Origin of the sequence: Sphingopyxis sp. 113P3, from assembly GCF_001278035.1 — a bacterium.
In the GTDB taxonomy this organism is placed as follows: Bacteria; Pseudomonadota; Alphaproteobacteria; order Sphingomonadales; family Sphingomonadaceae; genus Sphingopyxis.
Map to the genome: position 1 here is coordinate 2,509,166 of NZ_CP009452.1, position 15,082 is coordinate 2,524,247.

The 15,082-nt window shown below is 63.9% G+C and carries 16 protein-coding genes; 11 read left to right on the top strand and 5 right to left on the bottom strand.

Features of this window, described 5'->3' with window-relative positions:
* Positions 1-32: 32 nt before the first annotated feature.
* The 4 genes from LH20_RS12270 to LH20_RS12285 are packed head-to-tail and all read left to right on the top strand — an operon-like array spanning position 33 to position 2,249.
* The gene (locus LH20_RS12270; protein ID WP_053556270.1) at positions 33-1,202 is read left to right on the top strand and encodes an isovaleryl-CoA dehydrogenase; all 1,170 of its coding nucleotides are present in this window, start codon (positions 33-35) and stop codon (positions 1,200-1,202) included.
* Positions 1,199-1,549, top strand: a complete 351-nt coding sequence (locus LH20_RS12275; protein WP_053554439.1) for a hypothetical protein — start codon at positions 1,199-1,201, stop codon at positions 1,547-1,549. Before LH20_RS12270 ends, LH20_RS12275 begins: the two co-directional genes overlap by 4 nt.
* Entirely contained in the window at positions 1,546-1,965 is a 420-nt protein-coding gene (locus LH20_RS12280) for a VOC family protein (RefSeq protein ID WP_053554440.1), read from the top strand. Before LH20_RS12275 ends, LH20_RS12280 begins: the two co-directional genes overlap by 4 nt.
* Positions 1,962-2,249: a hypothetical protein gene (locus tag LH20_RS12285; protein WP_053554441.1), complete on the top strand. Its 288-nt coding sequence runs from the start codon at positions 1,962-1,964 to the stop codon at positions 2,247-2,249. The genes LH20_RS12280 and LH20_RS12285 overlap by 4 nt, the downstream gene beginning before the upstream one ends.
* A gap of 21 nt (positions 2,250-2,270) precedes the next feature.
* Here the strand turns inward: LH20_RS12285 and LH20_RS12290 are convergent, their stop codons facing one another.
* Positions 2,271-4,358, bottom strand: coding sequence for a M13 family metallopeptidase (locus LH20_RS12290; RefSeq protein WP_053554442.1), 2,088 nt, complete (start codon positions 4,356-4,358; stop codon positions 2,271-2,273).
* A gap of 226 nt (positions 4,359-4,584) precedes the next feature.
* On the opposite strand from LH20_RS12290, the gene LH20_RS12295 reads away from it, so the two are divergent.
* Genes LH20_RS12295 through LH20_RS12325 form a run of 7 tightly spaced genes read left to right on the top strand, consistent with a single transcriptional unit; the run spans position 4,585 to position 10,551 of the window.
* Positions 4,585-6,165 carry a carboxyl transferase domain-containing protein gene (locus LH20_RS12295; protein ID WP_442800464.1) on the top strand — a complete coding sequence of 527 codons (1,581 nt, stop codon included), beginning with the start codon at positions 4,585-4,587 and terminating at the stop codon, positions 6,163-6,165.
* A gap of 11 nt (positions 6,166-6,176) precedes the next feature.
* The gene (locus LH20_RS12300; RefSeq protein WP_053554444.1) at positions 6,177-6,653 is read left to right on the top strand and encodes a hypothetical protein; all 477 of its coding nucleotides are present in this window, start codon (positions 6,177-6,179) and stop codon (positions 6,651-6,653) included.
* The gene (locus tag LH20_RS12305) at positions 6,650-6,955 is read left to right on the top strand and encodes an antibiotic biosynthesis monooxygenase (protein ID WP_053554445.1); all 306 of its coding nucleotides are present in this window, start codon (positions 6,650-6,652) and stop codon (positions 6,953-6,955) included. The genes LH20_RS12300 and LH20_RS12305 overlap by 4 nt, the downstream gene beginning before the upstream one ends.
* A complete protein-coding gene (locus LH20_RS12310) occupies positions 6,952-8,790 on the top strand; it encodes an acetyl/propionyl/methylcrotonyl-CoA carboxylase subunit alpha (protein WP_053554446.1) in 1,839 nt (612 codons plus the stop codon). The genes LH20_RS12305 and LH20_RS12310 overlap by 4 nt, the downstream gene beginning before the upstream one ends.
* Entirely contained in the window at positions 8,787-9,245 is a 459-nt protein-coding gene (locus LH20_RS12315; RefSeq protein WP_053554447.1) for a GNAT family N-acetyltransferase, read from the top strand. Before LH20_RS12310 ends, LH20_RS12315 begins: the two co-directional genes overlap by 4 nt.
* A 2-nt stretch (positions 9,246-9,247) precedes the next feature.
* A complete protein-coding gene (locus LH20_RS12320; RefSeq protein WP_053554448.1) occupies positions 9,248-9,700 on the top strand; it encodes a MaoC family dehydratase in 453 nt (150 codons plus the stop codon).
* Entirely contained in the window at positions 9,700-10,551 is an 852-nt protein-coding gene (locus LH20_RS12325) for an HpcH/HpaI aldolase/citrate lyase family protein (RefSeq protein ID WP_053554449.1), read from the top strand. Before LH20_RS12320 ends, LH20_RS12325 begins: the two co-directional genes overlap by 1 nt.
* A 110-nt stretch (positions 10,552-10,661) precedes the next feature.
* Here the strand turns inward: LH20_RS12325 and LH20_RS12330 are convergent, their stop codons facing one another.
* From LH20_RS12330 to LH20_RS12345, 4 genes are all read right to left on the bottom strand, one after another.
* Positions 10,662-12,158, bottom strand: coding sequence for a phospholipase D-like domain-containing protein (locus tag LH20_RS12330; RefSeq protein ID WP_053554450.1), 1,497 nt, complete (start codon positions 12,156-12,158; stop codon positions 10,662-10,664).
* 46 nt (positions 12,159-12,204) lie between these two features.
* Entirely contained in the window at positions 12,205-14,004 is a 1,800-nt protein-coding gene (locus tag LH20_RS12335; protein ID WP_053554451.1) for an acyl-CoA dehydrogenase C-terminal domain-containing protein, read from the bottom strand.
* A gap of 58 nt (positions 14,005-14,062) precedes the next feature.
* On the bottom strand, positions 14,063-14,494 hold the full coding sequence (locus tag LH20_RS12340; protein WP_053554452.1) for a MerR family transcriptional regulator: 432 nt from the start codon (positions 14,492-14,494) through the stop codon (positions 14,063-14,065).
* A 66-nt stretch (positions 14,495-14,560) separates the two neighbouring features.
* The gene (locus LH20_RS12345; protein WP_235526967.1) at positions 14,561-15,073 is read right to left on the bottom strand and encodes a hypothetical protein; all 513 of its coding nucleotides are present in this window, start codon (positions 15,071-15,073) and stop codon (positions 14,561-14,563) included.
* Positions 15,074-15,082: the final 9 nt, after the last annotated feature.

A 15,082-nucleotide genomic window follows, 5' to 3' on the forward strand; every position in this document is an offset into this window, starting at 1 on the left:
TATCGCGGCCCTCTATGAGCGAAGGGACCTTCATGCGCGCCACCCCCGACTTCGACTTTGCCCTTGGCGAAACTGCCGACATGATCCGCGATACCACCGCCCGCTTCGCCGATGAGAAGATCGCGCCGCTCGCCGACCGGGCGGACCGCGACGACTGGTTTCCGCGCGATGAACTTTGGACCGCGATGGGCGAACTCGGGCTGCATGGCATCACGGTGGAGGAAGAGTGGGGCGGGCTCGGACTTGGCTATCTGGAGCATGTGATCGCGGTCGAGGAAGTATCGCGTGCGTCGGCGGCGATCGGCCTGAGCTATGGCGCGCACTCGAACCTGTGCGTCAATCAGATCCGCCGCTGGGGCAATGACGCGCAGAAGGCGAAATATCTGCCCAAGCTGATTTCGGGCGAGCACGTCGGCAGCCTCGCCATGTCGGAAGCCGGCGCGGGTAGCGACGTCGTGTCGATGAAGCTGAAGGCCGAGAAGGTCCAGGGCGGCTATGTCCTCAACGGCACGAAGTTCTGGATCACCAACGCGACCTATGCCGATACGCTGGTGGTCTATGCCAAGACCTCGCCCGAAGCGGGATCACGCGGTATCACCGCTTTCCTGATCGAAAAGGGCATGCCGGGCTTTGAGATCGGGCAGAAAATCGACAAGGTCGGCATGCGCGGTTCGCCGACCGCCGAGCTCGTCTTCACCGACTGCGAGGTCGGCGAGGAACAGGTCATGGGGCCCGAAAATGGCGGCGTGGGCGTTCTGATGTCGGGGCTCGACTATGAACGCGTCGTACTCGCCGGGCTCCAGCTCGGCATCATGCAGGCCTGCCTCGACACGGTCATACCCTATGTCCGCGAGCGCAAGCAGTTCGGCAAGGCGATCGGTTCGTTTCAGCTGATGCAGGCAAAAATTGCCGACATGTACGTCGCGCTCCAGTCGGCACGATCCTATGTCTACAATGTTGCGAAAGCGTGCGATGCCGGACAGACGACACGCTTCGACGCAGCAGGCGCGATTCTGCTCGCGAGCGAAAATGCGGTGAAGGTCGCAGGCGAGGCGATCCAGGCACTGGGCGGCGCGGGCTATACGAAAGACTGGCCGGTTGAGCGTTACTGGCGCGACGCGAAGCTTCTCGACATCGGTGCAGGGACGAACGAGATTCGCCGCATGCTGATCGGCCGCGAACTGATCGGCGCCGGCGCGTGATCTCGTTGTGGCTGTCGGCCGCCTTCATGGTGACGACGGCCGGAGTTCATTCGCTGCTGGGATACCGGAGGCTGATCGTGCCGCTGTTGCACAGCGAAGCCGGACCGCTGGCCGACCCTCTGTCACGGCGCATCATCCATTTTGCCTGGCATGCGACATCGGTGCTGATGCTGATTTCGGCGATGGCGGTGGCCTGGTCCGGCACGCCGACCAAATTGATTGCAGCCATTGGCGCAGCCTGGCTTGCCACTGGGCTGTTCGACGCCGTTTATACACGGGGCCGCCATATTGCCTGGCCTGCGCTCAGCGGCGCTGGCATCCTTGCTCTGAACGGCGCGTTGGCATGAGCATGCGCGGGCTCGTCCATCACATCGACCTGACGGTCGCCGACAAGGAACGCTCGCGCGTCTTTTACGACGCGGTTCTCGGCTTTCTCGGCTATCGCCGTACGGCCGATTACGGCCATGGCAGCGACTGGGATCGCGCCGGCGCGCCCTTCCACTCGATCGGGATCATCGAAGCGCGCGGCGAGGGTGCCGCGCGGACGCATGATCGCTATTCGCCGGGCCTCCATCATCTCGCCTGGGCGGCGGAGAGCCGCGAGGACGTCGACGCCCTCCACGACCTGCTGCGCGGCATCGGCGCGACGATACTCGACCCGCCCGCCGATTACCCGCACTACGGCCCGACCTATTATGCAGTCTTCTTTGCCGATCCCGACGGATTGAAGCTCGAGTTCGTGTACGGGAAGACCGGAAAATGAGCGATACGCTGCTCGACGCCCTGCAATATTATGGCGCCGGCGCGGCAACGCTTGCAGCGCTGCTCGTCTCGCTCAACCTCGGACGGCGCTGGACCGGCTGGGCCTTCGTGATCTTCGTCACCAGCAGTCTCTCGCTGATCGCCTGGGGTTTCCTGCAATCCGACAGCGAAGGCATCGGGTGGCAGAATATAGCGTTGCTGGGCATCAACTGCGTCGGCGTTTATCGCTATCTGATCCTGAAGGAAAAGCCCGGCGATCCGGGCGGCAAGGGCGGGACCGACTGAGTGCCCCGCCCTCCCCTGACATCATCCCCACACGCGCACGCGCTTGTCGGGCGCGAGGTAGAGCTTGTCGCCTTCCCTGACGTCGAACGCCTTGTACCACGCATCCAGATTGCGCACCGTCAACGCGCGGTACATGCCCGGCGCGTGGCCGTCCGTGGCGATGCGCGCGCGAAGCGCCTCGTCCCGCATCTTGGTCGCCCAAGTCTGCGCATAAGCGATGAAGAAGCGCTGGTCACCGGTGAAGCCGTCGATCACGGGCGCTTCCTTGCCCTTCAGCGACGCGCGATAGGCATCATAGGCGGCCTGAAGTCCCGCCACGTCAGCGATATTCTCACCCAGCGTCAGCTTGCCGTTGACCGCAAGGTCGGGAAACGGCTTGTAGCTGTCATACTGCGCCGCAAGCGCAGCGCCCGCTGCCTCGAACTTCTTGAGGTCGGCTGCCGTCCACCAGTTGCGCAGGGCCCCCGTCGAGTCGAAGGCCGCGCCATTATTATCGAAGCTGTGGCTGATCTCGTGGCCGATTACCGCACCGATCGCGCCGTAATTATAGGCGGGGTCGGCCTGCGCGTTGAAGAAGGGCGGCTGGAGGATCGCGGCGGGGAAGTTCAGCGCGTTCTGCACCGGCAGGTTGACTGCATTGACCGTCTGCGGGACCATCCACCACTCGCCCTTGTCCATCGGCTTGCCGATCTTCGCAAGCTGGTGTGCATATTCGGCCTTCTCCCCCGCGACCGCGTTCGCATAGGCGTTATCGGCGCTAACCGAATAGCTGCGATAGTCGCGCCACGTCTCGGGATAGCCGACGCCGACCGCGATCGTTTCGACCTTCTTCAGGGCTTCCTTCTTGGTTTCGGGCGCCATCCAGTCGATCGCCTCGACGCGCTTTGCGAAGGCGGCCTTGATCCCGTCGACCATATCGCTGACCTCGGCCTTGGCCGATGCGGGGAAATATTTCTCCGCATAAGCGCGGCCGACCGCATCGCCGAGATAGGTGTCGAGCGCCGCGAGGGCGCGCTTGTCGCGGCTCCGCTGCTGGGGCGTTCCCGACAATGCGGTGCCGTAGAATGCGAAATGCGCCTGATCGATCGAGCTCGGCAGCACGTCGGCGTGGCTGTTGATCTGATGGAACATCAGCCAGTCCTTCCACGCGTCGAGCGGCTCGGATGCGACGAGCGCCGAGAGGCCGGTGATTGCGCGCGGGTGATAGGCAGCAACCTTCGTCGCGCCGTCGAGCTTGGCTGCGGCGAAGAAGGCCGGCCAGTCGATACCCGGCGCCTTCTTTGCGAACTCTCCCTTGTTCCAGACGGTCGCCGACTTGGTGAAATCCTCGCTCTCCTCACGCGTCGCGTGCGCCTTCGCGATCTTGAGCTCGAGGTCAAAGATGCGCGTCGCTTTGGCGTCAGCGTGGGCCATCCCGGCGGCGGTCAGAAGCCTGGCGATATAGGCCTGATAAGCGGTGCGCAGGCCGGCCATCTTGGGGTCGGACGACAGATAATATTCGCGCTCGGGCATGCCGAGGCCACCCTGAAGCATGTAGGGCAGCACCTCGCCCGGGGTCGCGAGGCCTTGGGTGACGAAAATGCCGAAAAGATTTTCGGTGTTGAAGTCGGTCGCGTTGAGCGGGTCGACGTCGGCGCGGATCTGTTCGCCCAGCACCTTGGACAGCCCCGCCTTGTCAGTAATCGCAGCGAAGCGCGCCAGGTCGGCCTGGACCGGTTTCATGCCCGCGGCGTCGATCCCCTGTGTGTTGATATAGGCCTTGTAGAAGTTGGCGATGCGCGCTTCGTCGCTGCCTTCCTTGGGCGTGCCCTTGACGATCGCGTCGACCAGTTCGCGGTTGCGCTTCTCCGTCTCGACGAAAGCCGCGTAGAAAGCGCCGGTCGAGGAACGGTCGGCGGGAATTTCGGTTGTTTTCTGCCAGTTTCCATTTGCATAGGCATAGAAATCGTCGCCCGGCTTCACGCTGGTATCCATCGCGGCCTTGCTGATCCCGAGGTCGGTGCCGATGGTGTAGGCGGCCGAGCCTTCATCCTTGCCGCTGGTGCAGGCGACAGGCCCTCCCACGATCACGGCAGTGGACAGCAGAAGGGCGAAAACAGTCTTCTTCATGGGCTGATAACCTCAAGCTTGGGGGAATATCCGAGGGGGATACGCCTGTGATGATTTGGTTTCAATGCCAACCAATTTCGGCCTGCGGCGCTTTTCAATCGACGAGCGTCGGATTACCCCCGCGGCCAGCGACAGGAGAGACAAGACAGTGAGCGCACCGGTCCTGCAAAGCATGGTCCAGACAGACAGCGAGGCGTTTCGCGCCAATGCCGCGCACAATCGCGCGCTGCGGGACGAACTGTGGTCGCGTGTCGCCGAAGCAGCGCTGGGCGGCAACGAAAAGTCGCGCGAGCGGCACACGAGCCGCGGCAAGCTGCTCCCGCGCGAGCGCGTCGAGCGGCTGCTCGATCCGGGCTCACCTTTCCTCGAGATCGGCCAGCTCGCGGCGTGCGACATGTACGAAGGCGAAGTGCCGGGGGCCGGCATGATTGCCGGAATCGGTCGCGTCTCCGGCATACAGGCCATGATCGTCTGCAACGATGCGACGGTGAAGGGTGGAACCTACTACCCGATGACCGTGAAGAAGCACCTGCGTGCGCAGGAGATTGCCGAGGCGAACCGGCTGCCGTGCATCTATCTTGTCGACAGCGGCGGCGCGAACCTGCCGCACCAGGCCGAGGTTTTTCCAGACCGCGACCATTTCGGGCGCATCTTCTTCAACCAGGCCAATATGAGCGCGAAGCGTATTCCGCAGATCGCCTGCGTGATGGGAAGCTGCACCGCCGGCGGTGCCTATGTTCCCGCGATGAGCGACGAGACGGTGATCGTCCGCGATCAGGGCACGATTTTCCTCGCCGGCCCGCCGCTGGTAAAGGCCGCAACCGGGGAAGAAATCAGCGCCGAAGACCTCGGCGGCGGGGACCTCCACGCCAGAAAATCGGGCGTCGTCGACCATCTGGCCGAGAATGACGAGCATGCGCTGACCATCGTGCGCGACATCATGTCGCATCTCTCGGGTCCGTTCTTGTCGAGCGAAGTAGAGACACCGGGAGGTGGCGCGCGGACTTCGGGCATCTCGACTTCGCTCGATGCGAACGGGTTTAGAGAGCCCAGACCACCCAAGTATGACGCGGACGAACTCTATGGCATCATCCCGCAGGACGTGCGCGCTCCCTACGATGTGCATGAGGTGATCGCGCGGATCGTAGACGGTAGCGAGTTCCATGAGTTCAAGGCGAGCTATGGGGCGACGCTGGTTTGCGGCTTCGCGCATATCTGGGGCATTCCAGTCGCCATCCTTGCCAACAACGGCGTGCTGTTCAGCGAGTCTGCACTCAAGGGCGCCCATTTCATCGAACTGGCGCAGCAGCGGCGCATCCCCCTGCTCTTCCTCCAGAATATCAGCGGCTTCATGGTCGGCGGCAAATATGAGGCAGAGGGTATCGCCAAGCATGGCGCCAAGCTAGTGACCGCCGTCGCCACAGCTGCCGTGCCGAAAATCACCGTGCTGATCGGCGGCAGTTTCGGCGCGGGCAATTACGGCATGTGCGGGCGCGCTTATTCGCCTCGCTTTCTCTTCACCTGGCCCAATGCGCGCATCAGCGTGATGGGTGGCGAGCAGGCGGCAAGCGTGCTGGCAACGGTCCATCGCGATGCCGACAAATGGACGCCCGAAGAGGCTGAAGCCTTCAAGGCACCGATCCGCCAGAAGTACGAGGACGAAGGCAATCCCTATCACGCGACGGCGCGCCTCTGGGACGATGGCATCATCGACCCCGCGCAGACGCGTGACGTGCTGGGACTGGCTTTTGCTGCCACGCTGAACGCCCCGGTCGAGGACCGCGGGTTCGGTGTGTTCCGGATGTGAGGAGATGAACCATGTACTTTAAACTGGCTTTCGCCTTCGCGCTTTGTGTTGCCGCCCCCGTTTTTGCGCAGCACCAGAAACATGGCGCCGATGACGAATCTCGGGCGGTGCTTGCCACCATCGACCGAATGTTCGATGCGCTCGCTACGAAGGACCCCGCGGCCATGGCGGCGGTGACGATCGCCGAGGGACGCGCGACCGCCGCAACGATCGGTGAAGACGGCAAGGAAAAGCTGCATTTCAGTACTTGGGGCGCGTTCGAGCAGCATCTTGCCGGAATCCCGGGCGCGCCGGTGGAAAAGCTCATCGATCCGCACGTGCACGTCGAGGGCCCGATTGCGATGGTCTGGTCTCCTTATGTGTTCACACTCGACGGCAAGCTGTCACATTGCGGGATCAATCATGTCGATCTCGTCAAGCAGGATGGTGCGTGGCGCGTCCTCAACATCACCTGGACGCAGCGCAAGACAGGATGTCCGGAGCAATGATCGCGCGGCGCTGGCATGGCATCGTTCCGAAGGCCAAGGCGGACGCCTATCGGCAGCTGATGCTCGACGTCGCCATCCCCGATTACCGGTCGGTGCCCGGCAATCGCGGGGCGTGGTGCCTGCACCGTGAAGAGGGTGACGTCGTGCATTTCGAGATGCTGACCTTCTGGGACGATCTTGCCGTTGTCGAGGCCTTCGCCGGGACGCCGGTCGACACGGCCAAATATTATGATTTCGACGCGGATTTCCTGATCGAGAAGGAACCGCACGTTCTGCACTTCGAGGTTAGCGAAGCACCATGATCCGATCCCTCCTCATCGCCAATCGCGGCGAAATCGCCTGCCGTATCATCCGCACCGCGCGCGCGATGGGTATCAGGACCGTTGCGGTCTATTCGGACGCCGATGCCCAGGCGCTGCATGTTCGCGAGGCCGACGAAGCCGTGCATATCGGGCCGTCGCCGGCGCGCGAGAGCTATCTGGTCGGTGAAAAGATCATCGCCGCCGCGAAGGCGACCGGGGCCGAAGCGATACATCCAGGCTATGGCTTCCTCTCTGAAAATGCCGAGTTTGCGCATGCGGTGACCGACGCGGGATTGGTGTGGGTCGGGCCGAAGCCTTCGTCGATCACGGCGATGGGCCTCAAGGACGCCGCGAAAAAGCTGATGGCTGACGCCGGGGTACCGGTGACGCCGGGCTATATGGGCGAAAATCAGGATCCCGCCTATCTCGCCGAACAAGCGGCGCAGATCGGCTATCCCGTGCTCATCAAGGCCGTTGCGGGCGGCGGCGGCAAGGGGATGCGAAGGGTCGACGCGGCGGCGGACTTCGCCGACGCACTCGCCTCGTGCCAGCGCGAGGCGGCCGCGTCCTTCGGCAACGACCATGTGCTGATCGAGAAATATATCCTGACCCCGCGCCATATCGAGGTGCAGGTGTTCGGCGACACGCACGGCAATGTCGTCCACCTCTTCGAGCGCGACTGCTCGCTCCAGCGCCGCCACCAGAAGGTGATTGAGGAAGCCCCTGCCCCCGGCATGGACGAAGCGACACGCGTCGGGCTTTGCGCTGCCGCGGTGCGCGCGGCGAAAGCGGTCGACTATGTCGGCGCGGGGACAATCGAGTTCATCGCCGACGCCAGCGAGGGCCTGCGCGCCGACCGCATCTGGTTCATGGAAATGAACACGCGGCTGCAAGTCGAGCATCCGGTGACCGAGGAAATCACCGGCGTCGATCTGGTCGAATGGCAGCTTCGCGTCGCGAGCGGCGAACCGATCCCGCTCAAGCAGGATGAGCTTTCGATCAACGGTTGGGCGATGGAAGCGCGGCTTTATGCCGAAGACCCTGCCAAGGGCTTCCTCCCTTCGATCGGCACGCTCGAACTCTTCCAGCTCCCCGAGCATCTCGGGCGCATCGACACCGGCGTCTATGAAGGCGCCGCGGTTTCGCCCTTCTATGACCCGATGATCGCCAAGCTGATCGCCCATGGCGAGGACCGCGACGAAGCGCGTGAGTTTCTGTCCGAGATGCTTGAGGACAGTGCGATCTGGCCGGTGAAGACCAATTCGTCCTTCCTTATCGCCGCGCTCGACCATCCGGACTTCGTGGCGGGCACGGTTGATACGGGCCTGATCGCCCGCGACGGCGACCGCATGACCGCCGAACCGAGGCCGTCCGAACAGGCGTTGACCAACGCCGCGATGGCGATGGTGCCCCGCTCGTTACAGGCGGGGTTCCGCCTCAACGCGCCCGATGTCCGAACCGCAGCTTTCTTGCTCGACGGCAAGCGCGTCGACGTGACGCTGCACGGCCCCGGCACCGAGCAATCGGCACCGGCGATGCTCGTCGCCGAGCGCGGCGCGGTCTGGCAGCTCACGCCCTGGCGTGCCGCGGGCGGTGCTGGCGGCAGTGCGGGCGACGGCGCGATCCTGTCGCCGATGCCGGGCAAGATCATCGCGGTCGATGTCGCCACGGGCGACGCGGTGACGAAGGGACAGAAGCTGCTGACGCTCGAAGCGATGAAGATGGAGCACAGCCTGACCGCGCCATTCGATGGGGTGGTCGCCGAGCTCAAGGTGACACCTGGCGCGCAGGTGCAGGTCGAGGCGCTGCTCGCCAGGATCGAGGCGGCCGAATGAGCGGCCTTATCCTCCGCGACGCGGCGAAGGCCGACCTTCCCGCGATCCTCGCGATGCTCGCAGAGGATGTGGTCCCGCCGGGGCGCGAAGCCGATCCGTCGGACCCGCGCTATCTGACCGCGTTCGAGGCCATCGACGCCGATTCGAACCAGCGCCTGATCGCAGCCGAAGTGGACGGCCGAGTCGTGGGCACGATGCAACTCAGCTTCCTGCCGGGGCTTTCCTTCATCGGAAGCTGGCGCGGACAGATCGAGGCGGTACGGATTGCCGCCGGCCTGCGCGGGCAAGGACTTGGCGAGCAGATGATTCTGTGGGCGGTCGAGCAATGTCGCGCGCGCAATTGCAAGCTCGTCCAGTTGACAACTTCGGCTACACGCACCGCGGCGCACCGCTTTTACGCGGGGCTAGGCTTCGTACACAGCCATGTCGGCATGAAACTGCATTCGAGGGACTGACGATGGCAGGCAAATTTTTTGACGAATGGACGATCGGCGATACGCTGACGCATGACATAAGGCGCACCGTCACCGAAACAGACAATCTGCTGTTCACGACGATGACGCATAATCCGCAGCCGCTGCACCTCGACATCGAGGCGGCGAAGGCGTCGGAGTTCGGGCAGATCCTCGTCAACGGTACCTTCACCTTCAGCCTGATGGTCGGGTTGTCCGTCGGCGACACGACGCTCGGCACGCTCGTTGCCAACCTCGGTTACGACAAGCTCATCATGCCGAAGCCGGTGTTCATCGGCGACACGCTGCGCGCGACGAGCGAGGTGATCGGCCTCAAGGAATCGAAATCGCGTCCAAATGCGGGTATCGTGACCTTCCTGCACCGCTGCATCAACCAGCGCGACGAGGTCGTTTGCCAGTGCGAACGATCGGCACTGATCAAGAAGAAGGACGCCTGATGCGCCTCCGCTCGCTTCTCTTCGTCCCCGGCGACCGGCCCGAACGCTTTGCCAAGGCGGCGGCGTCTGGTGCCGACGCGATCATCCTCGACCTTGAGGATTCGGTTTCGCCCGCGAACAAGCAGGCGGCGCGTGAAGCCATTGCCGATTATCTCGCCGGCACCCGCGAAGTGGTGACGCTGGTGCGCGTCAATCCGCTCGACGGGCATATGACCGCCGCCGACGTCACCGCCGTCATAGGCGCCCGGCCCGACGCGATCATGTTGCCCAAGGCCGAAGGGGCGTCGAGCATCGCGCAGCTCGACACGATATTGCGCAGTGAATCCGCCTCCGATGCGTCGCTGCCCGCAATCCTGCCGATCGCGACCGAAACGCCATCGGCGATCTTCACGCTCGGCAGCTACCGCGAGGTCAGGGACCGGCTCGTCGGCCTGACGTGGGGCGCCGAAGACCTTCCGGCGGCGATCGGTGCGGCGACGAGTCGCGAGGCCGACGGCAGCTATACCGAGCCCTATCGGGTCGCGCGCGCGCTCACGCTGTTCGCGGGGCACGCCGCAGGGGTTGCCGCGATTGATACGGTATTCCCTGCAATCAAGGACGAGGCGGGGCTCGCGGCCTATGCGGCGCGGGCGCGGCGCGACGGCTTCACGGGCATGATGGCGATCCACCCCTCGCAGGTCGCGCCGATCAACGCGGCCTTCACGCCCTCGGCCGACGAGGTCGCGCGCGCGCAGGCGATTGTCGATGCCTTTGCGGCGAATCCGGGCGCGGGCGTGCTGCAGGTCGATGGCAAGATGGTCGACGCTCCGCACCTCAAGCAGGCTCGGCATCTGCTGTCGCTGGCGGACTGACCCCCCAAAGCCATCATTCCAGTTCGCATCGAGCGAAGTCGAGATGCCCATCGTCACGGCGCCACGTTTATGGGTGTCTCGACTGCGCTCGACACGAACGGATCGAGGATTCAGCCTTTCCGCCGAAAAGGCCGCCGGCGTTTCATCCACGCCGTGCCGCGGTGCCAGCTTTTCTTCAGGCCGCGCTCGGTCAGGCTTTCGAACATCACGTCGGGACTCGTTGGATCGAGCAGCTCATTCTCGGCGATGAAATCGTCGAACGGCCCGGGGGCAACCAAGTCGAGCAGTTCGAGCGAGCGTCCCTCACCCCGAAGCACCTCGATCGTTTCGATCAGCGACCCGCTGCGTGCGAAGTGGCGCGCGACCTCTGCCGGTTCCACGCCCAGATGTTCGGCAATCAACGATTCACGTAGCCGCGCGATCGACGGTTCGATCCCACGGTTCGCCGAAAGCGCCGCGTCGATCGTGACGTCGCACTCGCTGTCGAGCCCCATCGAGCGATTGTTCAGATTGGCCGATCCGACGCGGATCAGCCGGTCGTCAACGATCGCGGTCTTGGCGTGGACATAGATGGGATCGCCGCGCGCGGTCCGGGGATAATAGACCCGCAGCCGGTCGCCGTGCTTCGCCTTGGAGATCTCGCGCACCAGCTTCACCCGCGCGGCGTCCATCGCCACCTGTTCAAGCCAGCCGTCGGCTGTTTCCGGCATCACCATGACGAATTCCGGGGGATCGTCCTGGTTCAGACGCTCAGCGATGGCGGCGGCGATCTTGCCGCAGGTGAAATATTGATTCTCGAAATAGATGAACCGCTTGGCACCCGCAATGAGGTCGAGATAGAGCTGTTCGATCTCGCGGATTTCGGGGTAGCCGTCATATACCGCGCGGGTCCGCGAGATCGCCACTTCGACATCGCGAAAATCGGCCTCAAGATCCTCAGGCCAGCGCTCGCCAGCCCCGCGCAAGTCGCGGAGCGGTTTGTTCGTCGCGCGCTGCCAGCGTTCGTTACCAAGAGCGGCAAGCGCTTCGCCGACCGGCCCCGAGAGGATCATCGTCGAATCGTGCCACGGCATATAGGGCTTGCCGTTCGGCGCGAGACGGTGCGGGTCGTCATCCTGGTGCTCGCGCGTGTCCCAGCGGCGCGCGCCCACGTCGATCCCGCCGCACACCGCAAGATGGTCATCGAACACCGCGACCTTCTGGTGATGACTACACCCCACCGGATGCGCACTGTCGAGGCGGAAACTGATCGAGCGCGTGACCTTCCAGCGCACGATCATCGTGAGGATGCTGGGGATCGCGAAATGTTTCAACCCCCCGAAATTCCAACGCAGGATGTCGATGTCGCGCTCGGGACAATTCTTGGCGAGGCGCAGCATGTAATGGCCGAGTGCCTCGCCGCTGCCATCGGCATCGGGAGTCAGCGAAATGCGCGGATCAAAATCCCAGCCGATCAGCAGGATGCGTTCCTTCGCCTCCGCCATCAGCCGCGCGAGCAGTTCGTAATAATCCGCCGCGTCGACGATCATGCGCGCCTTAGTGGCGCGCTCGATCCGCCAGCAATTGCGCCCCGCTTCGACGATGGGGGTGGGATCGGCCTCGCTCATCGCCGACGCCACGCACGGCAGCGAAGAAGGTTGCGTGAAGGCTCCGTCAGGCCGCGAAAAATTGCGCGGGCGCAAGCGCCATCATCGCTTCGCTGCCGGCCTCGATCTTCCGCCGCAACGCGCCCGCGTCGGGCATGAAGCGCTCGCCGAAATAGCGCGCGGTGACGAGCTTGGCGTCGAGGAAGCCCTTGTCGCCCCGGCCCTCGTCCAGCGCCTTCTGAGCGGCTTCGGCCATACGCAGCCACATCAGGCCCAGCGCGACGATACCCATGATGTGCATGTAATGGTGCGCCCCCGCACCGACATTGTTCGGATTGGTCATGCCGTTCGCCATGAACCACATCGTCGCGGCCTTGAGTTCGCCGTTCGCCTTTTCGAGGCGCGTCGCGAAATCGGCGAGCGGGCCGTCCTGGGCGGCGGCGCATTCGGCGTCGACGATCGTGAAAAAGGCCTGCACCGCGCGCCCGCCGTTCTGCGCGAGCTTGCGACCGACGAGGTCCATCGCCTGCACGCCGTTCGCGCCCTCGTAGATCATCGTGATGCGCGCATCGCGGACATATTGGCTCATGCCCTGTTCCTCGATGTAGCCGTGACCGCCGAACACCTGCTGCGCGTTGGTCGCGACTTCATAGCCCTTGTCGGTGCCATAGCCCTTGATGACCGGAGTTAGCAGGCTGATGAGATCGTCGGCCTGCTGCCGCTCCTCCTCGCTCTCGGCAGCATGAGACAGGTCGACCTGGAGCGCACCCCAGAGGCAGAGCGCGCGCAGTCCCTCGACCAGGGCCTTGCCGTCCATCAGCATGCGGCGCACATCGGGGTGGACGAACAGGGGATCGGCTTTCTCCTGGGGGTCCTTGGGCCCGGTCAGCGCGCGGCCCTGGCGACGGTCCTGCGCATATTGGACGGCGTTCTGGAACGCGACATCGGCCTGCCCCAGTCCCTGAATGCCGACGCCGAGGCGCGCGGCGTTCATCATGATGAACATCGCCGCGAGGCCCTTATTCTCCTCGCCGACCATCCAGCCTTTCGCACCGTCATAATTCATCACGCAGGTTGCGTTGGCGTGAATGCCCATCTTGTGCTCGATCGAGCCGCACGAAAGGCTGTTGCGCTCGCCGAGCGAGCCGTCGTCGTTCACGAGGAACTTGGGCACGATAAACAGTGAAATGCCCTTGACGCTGTCGGGCGCGTCGGGGGTCTTCGCGAGAACGAGGTGGATGATGTTGTCGGTGAGGTCGTGCTCGCCCGAAGAGATGAAGATCTTGGTGCCCGTCACTGCATAGCTGCCGTCGCCGTTCGGCACCGCCCGCGTGCGGATGAGGCCGAGGTCCGTACCGCAATGCGGCTCGGTCAGGTTCATCGTGCCGCCCCATTCGCCCGAAACCATCCTGGGGACGTAGAGCTGTTTCTGCTCTTCCGAGCCCTTGGCGAGAATGGCCGCGATCGCACCCTGCGTCAGCCCGGGATACATGGCGAAGGCCTGGTTCGCCGCCATGCGATATTCCTCGACCGGAAAGCCGACCACGTGCGGGAGTCCCTGCCCGCCGAACTCCTCGGGCTGGGTCAGCAGCGTCCAGCCGGCATCGCAATAAGCCTTATAAGCTTCCTTGAACCCCTTGGGCGTCGTCACCGAGCCGTCCTCGTGCCGCGTGCAGCCTTCCTGATCGCCCGAATAGTTGATCGGGAAGAGCACTTCCTCGCAGAATTTTCCCGCTTCGGTCAGCACCGCCTCGATCATGTCGGGCGTCGCGTTGGCGAAGCCCGGCAGGCTCGCATAGCGCTCAATGCCAAGCACATCGTTGATCAGAAAAAGCGTGTCCTGCACAGGAGCGCGATAGGCGGGCATGGGGTATCCTTCCTGGAATCGGGTTACAGGGCGCGATCGGGTCTTGCCTGGGAGGCGCTCAGTCGGCCTTCTGGCCGGCGTCGACCTTCTTCACCATTTCGATGAAGCGTGACAGTTCATCTACAGCACTGTCAATATCATCGCGCTGACGACGCAGGAGCGCAATCCGTTCCTGGCACTTTTCGATCGTCACCTGGCGTTGCAGCTTGCGGCCATCGCCGACGTCGTAAAGATCGATCATTTCGCGAATGTCCGCGAGGCTGAAACCGGTGCGCTTGGCGCGAAGAATCCAGGCGAGGCGGGCGCGATCGCGCTTGGAATAGATGCGCGACAGCCCCTTGCGCGAAGGGCTGATCAGCCCTTCATCCTCGTAAAAACGAAGTGCGCGCGCCGTCACGCCGAATTCGGTCGACAAATCGGTGATGCTGAACTGTTCACGTCCCAGATGGTCCGGCGTGTCGATATGGGCGTGGCCGTATTCGTCGGTCATGGTGACAGAATTAGTTTCCGTTGACGTGAACGTCAAGTCTCGCAGAATCAGGAGATCTCCGCAGGCTCAATCGCTGCACGGCAGGCTCATATTGCCTTCTTGGTCGCGCATCTGCAAGCGTTTCGCATCGGCCGCCGACCAACTGGCGCGCGGCAAACGAAGCCCCGCCAGTGATGTCCGACCCGGACAAAGGCTGTCACATTGCGACGGAAGCTTGCCTGGCAGCCGCAACTCATCCTCTTCTTCGTGCAGCACGATGCTGCAATCCTCGACGCTCGTGAAGGTGAAACGCCAGCCCTCCCCTTCGCGCGCCACCGACCCGGCCGCGCGGCAGGAAAGACCCGCACCGAACGCCGCGCTGACGGCAAAGCGCCAGGACCCAGTGCCGGCCGGAACGACGCAAAGCGCGTCCCGGCCAAGCTCGTGCGAGCGCTCGAACACCCCGGTCGGCTCGGCCGCATCGCGCCGGATTACGCCGCGCTCTCGCGCTGCGATTTCGAGCGGGTTGCCTGTGTCGATGGAGCGGTCCTGCTGCTCCGGCAGAGGCCGGTTGCAGCCGGCCAGCAGCAGCGCGCTCAAAAGGAGCGG

Excerpts from the sequence above, each read along its gene's own strand:
- LH20_RS12270 (WP_053556270.1), top strand. The coding sequence starts at position 33 with ATGCGCGCCACCCCCGACTTCGACTTTGCCCTTGGCGAAACTGCCGAC.
- LH20_RS12280 (WP_053554440.1), top strand. The coding sequence starts at position 1,546 with ATGAGCATGCGCGGGCTCGTCCATCACATCGACCTGACGGTCGCCGAC.
- LH20_RS12285 (WP_053554441.1), top strand. The coding sequence starts at position 1,962 with ATGAGCGATACGCTGCTCGACGCCCTGCAATATTATGGCGCCGGCGCG.
- LH20_RS12290 (WP_053554442.1), bottom strand. The coding sequence starts at position 4,358 with ATGAAGAAGACTGTTTTCGCCCTTCTGCTGTCCACTGCCGTGATCGTG.
- LH20_RS12300 (WP_053554444.1), top strand. The coding sequence starts at position 6,177 with ATGTACTTTAAACTGGCTTTCGCCTTCGCGCTTTGTGTTGCCGCCCCC.
- LH20_RS12305 (WP_053554445.1), top strand. The coding sequence starts at position 6,650 with ATGATCGCGCGGCGCTGGCATGGCATCGTTCCGAAGGCCAAGGCGGAC.
- LH20_RS12310 (WP_053554446.1), top strand. The coding sequence starts at position 6,952 with ATGATCCGATCCCTCCTCATCGCCAATCGCGGCGAAATCGCCTGCCGT.
- LH20_RS12315 (WP_053554447.1), top strand. The coding sequence starts at position 8,787 with ATGAGCGGCCTTATCCTCCGCGACGCGGCGAAGGCCGACCTTCCCGCG.
- LH20_RS12320 (WP_053554448.1), top strand. The coding sequence starts at position 9,248 with ATGGCAGGCAAATTTTTTGACGAATGGACGATCGGCGATACGCTGACG.
- LH20_RS12325 (WP_053554449.1), top strand. The coding sequence starts at position 9,700 with ATGCGCCTCCGCTCGCTTCTCTTCGTCCCCGGCGACCGGCCCGAACGC.
- LH20_RS12330 (WP_053554450.1), bottom strand. The coding sequence starts at position 12,158 with ATGAGCGAGGCCGATCCCACCCCCATCGTCGAAGCGGGGCGCAATTGC.
- LH20_RS12335 (WP_053554451.1), bottom strand. The coding sequence starts at position 14,004 with ATGCCCGCCTATCGCGCTCCTGTGCAGGACACGCTTTTTCTGATCAAC.
- LH20_RS12340 (WP_053554452.1), bottom strand. The coding sequence starts at position 14,494 with ATGACCGACGAATACGGCCACGCCCATATCGACACGCCGGACCATCTG.